Raw genomic sequence first — 7,372 nt, 5'->3', positions numbered from 1 at the left:
TTTCTATTGAATAAACGGAATCAAAGAAATCTATTGATGCCTAGTGGACTGACGTTCTTCCAAGCGATAAGGCAGAACGACTTGGTTTTCTTCGATTTCTTCGTTGTTCATGTACTTTGTCAGCAAGCGCATCGACACCGCACCGATATCGTAAAGCGGCAATGCCACAGCCGTCAACATTGGACGTGCCATGCGGGCGAGCTTCGAGTTTTCGTAAGTAATGACTTCTACATCTTCCGGAATCTTTTTGCCGAGCGCTTCCACTGCATGGATGACGCCTATGGACATTTCATCATTGCTGACGAAATAAGCTGTCGGTTCAATCGATTCCAGTTCACTCACAGCTTCCAGGCCTTCTTCATAGGTGTTATTGCATTCGACGACAAGGCGCTCATCATAATCGAGCCCTGCTTCCTGCAATGCATCCTGATAGGCTTTCAGCTTATGTTCACGGTTGATCTCGGACGATAACGGACCTGAAATATAAGCGATTTTCTTATGCCCGCTGTCGATGAATTTCTTGACCGCTTCATAGGCAGCTGCATAATAATCAATATTAACGGAAGCGATCGATGCTGTATCATCGATTGAACCCGCTAACACGATCGGTGTCGGGGAGCGTTCCATTTCCTTACGCAATTCATCCGAGATGACATCGCTCATGAAGACGATGCCATCCACTTGCTTGCCGAGCATCGTTTCAAGCAATTGAAGCTCTTTGTTCGGATTTTGGTCGGAATTGGACAGGATGATATTGTAGCGGTACATCGTCGCGATATCTTCAATGCCCCGTGCCAGTTCAGAATACGTGCTATTCGATATATCGGGTAAAATGACGCCGACCGTTGTTGTTTTCTTGCTCGCCAATCCGCGAGCTACGGCATTCGGACGATAGCCGAGTTCTTCGATCACTTTCAATACTTTTTTTCTTGTGGCTGGTTTTACATTCTGGTTGCCATTCACTACCCGGGATACGGTAGCCATGGAAACATTTGCCTCACGTGCCACATCATAAATCGTAACGGTCATTTTGCGCCCTCCTGTTCCATTCTTTCATTCAATGATACGATAACCGCTTTATGAATATCAACTCTTATTATGTATTGCAACAGCGCTTATCGGGAAAGTTCATGAAACTGTCCATCTTTAAGCCCTTATTCCATGACCTTTCCCCGCTGCCTGCCTTTTAAAACACAAAAAAGCCGGAACGAGTCCGGCTTTTGCTCATACTTTCAATTCGTACTGCTTCATGAATTTCATCAATGAATCGTAGTATTCATCGAATTGCGGCAAACTCATTTGCTGCTGTGCGTCAGAAAGTGCGACTGCAGGATCTGGGTGGACCTCTGCCATCACGCCGTCAGCTCCGATAGCGATTGCCGCTTTAGCTGCAGGCAATAGCAAATCGCGGCGGCCAGTAGAATGGGTAACATCCACGAAGACCGGTAAATGCGTTTCTTGTTTCAAGATCGGCACCGCGGAAATATCCAGCGTGTTGCGCGTCGCTTTTTCGTATGTGCGGATGCCCCGCTCGCAAAGGATAATCTGGTCATTCCCGTTAGCGATAATGTATTCAGCTGCCTTGATGAACTCATCGACCGTTGCAGACATGCCGCGCTTCAAGAGCACCGGTTTGTTGATCTGCCCAACAGCTTTCAATAGTTCGAAGTTCTGCATATTGCGTGCGCCGACTTGAACGACATCCAGGTAATCCAATGCTTCTTCCAGATGATGCGGTGTCACGATTTCTGTCACAACGCCAAGCTTATATTGATCAGCTGCTTTTTTCAGCATCTTCAAGCCTTCTAACCCTAGTCCTTGGAAATCATATGGCGATGTACGCGGCTTGTAAGCCCCGCCTCGGATCAGTTTCAAGCCTTTGTCGCTGATAGCTTGTGCTACTTGGTCAACTTGCTCTTGCGACTCAACAGCACATGGGCCGAAGATGAACGATGGTGTGCCTTCGCCGATGTTCTCGCCGTTGACGGAAACGATTGTGTCTTCCGCTTTTTTCTTGCGGGAAACGAGAAGTGCTTTACGGCTGTCCTCTTCTTGCATATCGAGTGCCGATTTGAAGATTTCCTTGAAAATATGATCGACCGTCTTTTGATCGAGTGGACCATTGTTATTGTCTTTCAATAGATTAAGCATATGACGCTCGCGTAATGGATCGTACTTAGTAGCGCCTTGCTTTTCCTTGATTTTTCCGATCTCTTGGATCACGGAAGCTCTCTCGTTGATAAGAGAAAGAATTTGCAGGTTTACTGCATCCACTTGTTCTCTAAGCTGTTCCAATTCTGTCTGACTCATTCTCCACTTCCCCTTTCAAGAGTGACCCTATAATAGGTGTCATATTAACACGATATGACCATTATAAGCAAACTATTCAGCAAAGTCACGAAATATGTTTAGCGATTCAACGCGCTAAAGCGTTTTCATGAGGAATTTCGAAGGTAGAATGTACACATGGCGGGGCGCACAGCTGTTTCAGGAAATATTTTTTTCCATAGAAAAACGGATGGAATAAATCCATCCGCTCTTCCTATTATTGCATTTGGGCTAGGCGATGAATGCTTCCATCGCTTTGCTTTTGATTTTATTATGGCTCGCATGCCAGTCAACTTGCTCGCTGGCAAAATGGAAGAGTTGAGGCGATTCATGGCGAACCCCAGTTATTTCCTCGATAGACGTCGAAAGTTCTTTGTCTTCCTGGACGACGAGATAAAGGAATAATTGATGGGGATGCAATGATGCATACTCTGAATATTCTTTCCATGCGCCTGCTGAGACCGGGCAAGTGCTGCTATGTTTCAACAGCCAATAATGCTGTTCATTGCCGACCGCTTGCTTAAGCTCATCCAAGTTTCTCACATGTACAAAGTTTTCCATTTCAACCGCTCCCAAAATTAATTCTTTTTGTTCTGATTGCTTTGTGGATTTGAAGATCCTTTTGCATTCGAGGAGCCTTGTGAATTAGAAGACCCTTTAGCATTTGAAGATCCTTGTGAAGATACAGAGCCTTTAGCGCTTGAAGAAGATTTTGCATCAGCCGACCCTTGAAGGCTTGCAGAGGCATTTGTGCCTGCTGATGTCTTCGAGTCATTATGGCTTGATTTGTTTTCTTCCTTCACTTCTTCAACCGCTTCTTTCAAAGCATTGGCTGTAGATGTGAACGCCTCGTTTCCGGCTTTGTCGCCGTTATCGACTTTGTTTTGTACAGTCTCCAGCAATTCTACGCTTTCTTCGCCTTCAGATGAAGCCGTGCCGTCATCCATCGGTGAATTGCTGCCTTTCATGTTCTTCACTTTATCGACCACTTTTGTCGACTGTTCTTTCAATTGTTGCGTGAAGCCAGGGCCATCATTTGAATCACTTGAGTCCTTCGACTGCTGTGCTTTTTCTTTGATGGTAGTCGCTTGCGTCTTCAAGTCAGCTTGCAATTCTTTTCCTGCTTTAGGCGCGAAGAACAAAGCTGCCGCCGCTCCGACAAGACCGCCGACGATCATGCCTGTTAGGAAGCCGGATCCGCCGTTCGATTCTTCGTAATCGTATAGATCGTCGTAGCGGCTTGAGGAACCGTATGATTGCGGTACATATTGGCTTTGTTCGTATTGTCCGCCTTGGTCGCTGTATTTGCCGCCTTGCGTATAATACTCGCCGTTGTACTGGGATTCATTATAATCAGGTTTCGAATAAGTATTTTTGTTTTTTCCCATTGTCCATTCCTCCATTATGTTGGTGATTTGATGGTACTAATACTGGTCGCTGCTGCCTGGCAATTTCTTTTGGCCAGGAACTGGCGTGTACTGCTCTGTGCTGCGTGTTTGGTATACTTTACGCTCTTTCCATTTATCAGCAATGCCCATTGCAACATTGCTCCACTGAACCACTTGAGCAATTTTATCTTCGTTCTGCTCAACTTGCACGCCGACGCGTGAAGTGATGTGGCGTACCGTAGAGTTCAGGTCTGTTACGGAGTTTCCGACGCCTTTGACCGCATCGACAACACCATTCAATTTCTCTGATTTGACCGTAATGTCTTCTGCAAGTTCGTTCGTCTTATGCAATAAGTTCGTCGTCTCCAACGTGACTCCCTGCAATTGGTTCTCCAGCCCTGAAACAGTGCCGGAAACTTCTTTTAATGTGTTCTTGAGTGAATTCAAGGTCATCGCCAGCGCTACGCATAAAATTAAAAATCCAACAGCGGCGACAATCGCGGCAATGTAAAGCAAGATTGACCAATCCATTCTGTTTCCTCCTTCGGTTTAGTTAAATTTCGTATACCTGTTTTCTACCCTGCCCTATATGGGTTTAAACACGCCTCTAATATTATTCGGCAAAAGCTTTTAAATGCCTCCCTACTTAACCAAACATTTTTGTATTTGCGACGCCTTTTTTGTCTCCATAAGAAAAAAGCCTAACCATATGTAATGGTTAGGCTTTTTTCGGCGTTGTTAAAACTTCTTCATATGCTTGCTGGAATTTCGTTACATCTCCAGCTCCCATGAAAAGATATACTGCATTATTGTGGATAGCCAGTTTTTCGATATCTTCCAATTGCAGCAGCTGGCTGCCTTCGATTTTTTCCTGAAGGTCCCGGATCGTCAAAGTGCCGGCTTCTTCTCTAGCAGAACCGAAGATATCGCATAAATAGACATGATCTGCTTCCTGCAGGCAATCAGCAAATTCCTGGAGGAAAGTTTGCGTACGGCTGAATGTATGCGGTTGGAAAATCGCGATCAGTTCGCGCTCCGGATACTTCTGGATCGCCGATTGCAAAGTGGCACGGATTTCTGTCGGGTGATGGGCATAATCGTCAATCAGCACACGGTCATCGATGACCGTCTCCGTAAAGCGGCGCTTAACGCCTTCATAGCTCACGAATTGACGCTGGATGATGTCTGCAGGGATGCTTTCATACTGGCATAGCGAAATAACAGCGAGTGCGTTCAACACAGCGTGGTCGCCGTACATCGGAATGGTGAACGTATGGAAGAATTCATTGCGGATAACGACATCAAACGTCGTGCCTTCCGTCGATTTGACGATATTGCGTGCCTGGAAATCATTTTCCTCGCCAAAACCATAATAGACTACCGGCACCGGCGCTTGGATTTGCTGCAAGTATTCGTCATCCCCACAAGCGATGATGCATTTCTTCACTTGCTGCGCCATTTCCTGAAACGCCTTGAAGACATCGTCGATGCTGCCGAAATAATCGGGATGGTCGAAATCAATATTGGTCATGATTGCATAGTCCGGGTGATACGCCAAGAAATGGCGGCGGTATTCGCATGCTTCCGCTACGAAGAAATGGGAATCTTCCTGGCCCGATCCCGTCCCGTCACCAATCAAATACGAGACTGGCTTATAACCGTTCAGCACATGCGCCATAAGCCCGGTCGTCGAAGTTTTCCCGTGGGCGCCGGTGATGGCGACCGATACGTATTGCTTCATCAAATCGCCGAGGAATTGATGGTACCGGATGATGGTTGCGCCGCTTTCACGGGCTTTGACCAGCTCTGGATGTTCGTCATTAAATGCATTTCCGGCAACAATTGTCATATCCTGCGAAATATTTTCGGGATCGAAAGGCAAAATCGTGATGCCTCTCTCCCGCAGCCGCTCTTCCGTAAAGAAATGCTGCGCGATATCAGAGCCTTGTACCGACTCGCCCATATCATGCATGATTTGGGCCAGCGCGCTCATGCCAGAGCCTTTAATGCCCGTAAAATGTAGTACTGTCATAAATGAACCTCCTGTGGGAGTGGAAAATTAGTCTAGTCAAACCGCCTGTGCGGAATCAATAGCTGGGTGGTTTTTCACAATGCTCCGATTATATCACAAACTATGGAGGCACTGAAATAATCAATAATTCCTGTAATTCTGGCGGCTTCTAGGTTCAACGGAACACTTCCTCGATATCGCTTTCCGTAATTAGCACCGTTCTCGCCTTGCTGCCGTTCTGTTCGGAGATGAACCCGTATTCTTCGATCAGGTCCATCAAACGGGCGGCCCGGTTATAGCCGATATGGAATTTCCGCTGCAATAATGAAGTCGACGCGCTTCCTTGCGACATGATGAAGCGGCAGGCTTCCTCAAATAAATCATCCTGTTCGGCAGGCGACTGGCTGCGCTGGATCAATTCCTCTTCTTTAAAGATATAATCAGGCTCGCCTTGTGCACGAACATGGGCGATGACTTTTTCGATTTCATCATCCGTCACGAAAGTTCCTTGCAAGCGGTTCGGCGCGGCCATGCCGTTCCCCAAATACAGCATATCCCCTCGCCCAAGCAAGCGCTCAGCTCCTTGGGTATCCAAGATCGTCCGGCTGTCCACTTGCGACGAAACGGAAAAAGCGATGCGCGTCGGAATATTGGATTTGATCAAGCCTGTGATAACATCCACTGACGGACGTTGGGTGGCGATCACCAGATGGATTCCGCAGGCACGTGCTTTTTGGGCGATGCGGCAAATGGAATCTTCCACATCAGAAGGCGACATCATCATCAAATCGGCCAATTCGTCGATGACGATCAGGATATACGGCAGATGCTGTGCCGGCTGTCCTTTGTCATTGACCATTTTATTGTAACGATCCAAATCGCGGACCCCTGTATGGGCAAAAAGCTGATAACGGCGTTCCATTTCCTCCACAGCCCATTTCAAAGAAGCGGTCGCTGCCTTGACATCTGTAATGACCGGGCTGACCAAATGCGGAATATGGTTGTAAGGAGCCAGTTCGACCATTTTCGGGTCAATCAACAGCATTTTCAAATCGCGAGGCGAAGATTGGTACAGCAGGCTCACGAGCAGCGAGTTGATGCATACGCTTTTCCCCGACCCTGTAGCGCCCGCGATCAGGCCGTGTGGCATCTTACGCAAATCAAGCGTGACCGGATTCCCGGCCAAGTCGAGACCGAGTGCTGCTTCAAGCGGTGAATCTGAAGCCTTGAAATTCGAGCTTCCGATAACTTCCGACAAACGCACTGCGCGGCTTTGACGGTTCGGGATCTCGATGCCAATCGAGCTTTTTCCGGGAATCGGCGCTTGAATGCGGATATCACGGGCCGCAAGCGCCAATTTCAAATCATCGGCCAAGTTGCGGATTTTGCTCACTTTGATTCCTTGCGCCACACGCAGCTCAAAACGGGTGACGGCCGGCCCTTGTACCGTTCCGACAATCTCCGCCTTGATCTGGAAATGGGACAAAGCTTCGATAAGGCGCTCGCCTTGTTCTTGCATCCACGCTTCATCTTTCAAGTCATTTTCAGGCTCTAGCAGATACTCATGACCAGGCAATTGATACCCGGTATAGCTTTTTTCATCATCATTTACAAGTTCAGCTGCGGTTTTCTCTATTAATGCCGT

The 7,372-nt window shown here is 47.3% G+C and carries 7 protein-coding genes; all 7 read right to left on the bottom strand.

The genetic code is table 11. From position 1 onward, the window contains the following. Positions 1-30: 30 nt before the first annotated feature. Positions 31-1,029, bottom strand: a complete 999-nt coding sequence (gene ccpA / locus ON064_RS16050; protein ID WP_274625555.1) for a catabolite control protein A — start codon at positions 1,027-1,029, stop codon at positions 31-33. Positions 1,030-1,224: 195 nt separating this feature from the next. Further along, on the bottom strand, positions 1,225-2,310 hold the full coding sequence (locus ON064_RS16045) for a bifunctional 3-deoxy-7-phosphoheptulonate synthase/chorismate mutase (RefSeq protein WP_121301160.1): 1,086 nt from the start codon (positions 2,308-2,310) through the stop codon (positions 1,225-1,227). A 249-nt stretch (positions 2,311-2,559) separates the two neighbouring features. Beyond that, positions 2,560-2,889 carry a bacillithiol system redox-active protein YtxJ gene (gene ytxJ, locus ON064_RS16040; RefSeq protein WP_058381123.1) on the bottom strand — a complete coding sequence of 110 codons (330 nt, stop codon included), beginning with the start codon at positions 2,887-2,889 and terminating at the stop codon, positions 2,560-2,562. 17 nt (positions 2,890-2,906) lie between these two features. Further along, a complete protein-coding gene (locus ON064_RS16035) occupies positions 2,907-3,716 on the bottom strand; it encodes a YtxH domain-containing protein (RefSeq protein WP_274625554.1) in 810 nt (269 codons plus the stop codon). Positions 3,717-3,752: 36 nt separating this feature from the next. Next, positions 3,753-4,247: a DUF948 domain-containing protein gene (locus ON064_RS16030; RefSeq protein ID WP_058381125.1), complete on the bottom strand. Its 495-nt coding sequence runs from the start codon at positions 4,245-4,247 to the stop codon at positions 3,753-3,755. 187 nt (positions 4,248-4,434) lie between these two features. Beyond that, positions 4,435-5,748, bottom strand: a complete 1,314-nt coding sequence (murC, locus tag ON064_RS16025; RefSeq protein WP_274625553.1) for a UDP-N-acetylmuramate--L-alanine ligase — start codon at positions 5,746-5,748, stop codon at positions 4,435-4,437. 154 nt (positions 5,749-5,902) lie between these two features. Further along, positions 5,903-7,372, bottom strand: a 1,470-nt coding sequence (locus ON064_RS16020) for a DNA translocase FtsK (RefSeq protein ID WP_274625552.1), incomplete at its 5' end; no start/stop codon positions are given.

It is taken from the genome of Planococcus sp. A6 (genome assembly GCF_028823615.1).
In the GTDB taxonomy this organism is placed as follows: Bacteria; Bacillota; Bacilli; order Bacillales_A; family Planococcaceae; genus Planococcus.
The sequence above is the reverse complement of the archived record's forward strand: the minus strand, read 5'-3'. Positions and strand labels throughout refer to the sequence as shown.

Coding starts and splice junctions, on each gene's coding strand:
- ccpA (WP_274625555.1), bottom strand. CDS start 1,029: ATGACCGTTACGATTTATGATGTGGCACGTGAGGCAAATGTTTCCATG.
- ON064_RS16045 (WP_121301160.1), bottom strand. CDS start 2,310: ATGAGTCAGACAGAATTGGAACAGCTTAGAGAACAAGTGGATGCAGTA.
- ytxJ (WP_058381123.1), bottom strand. CDS start 2,889: ATGGAAAACTTTGTACATGTGAGAAACTTGGATGAGCTTAAGCAAGCG.
- ON064_RS16035 (WP_274625554.1), bottom strand. CDS start 3,716: ATGGGAAAAAACAAAAATACTTATTCGAAACCTGATTATAATGAATCC.
- ON064_RS16030 (WP_058381125.1), bottom strand. CDS start 4,247: ATGGATTGGTCAATCTTGCTTTACATTGCCGCGATTGTCGCCGCTGTT.
- murC (WP_274625553.1), bottom strand. CDS start 5,748: ATGACAGTACTACATTTTACGGGCATTAAAGGCTCTGGCATGAGCGCG.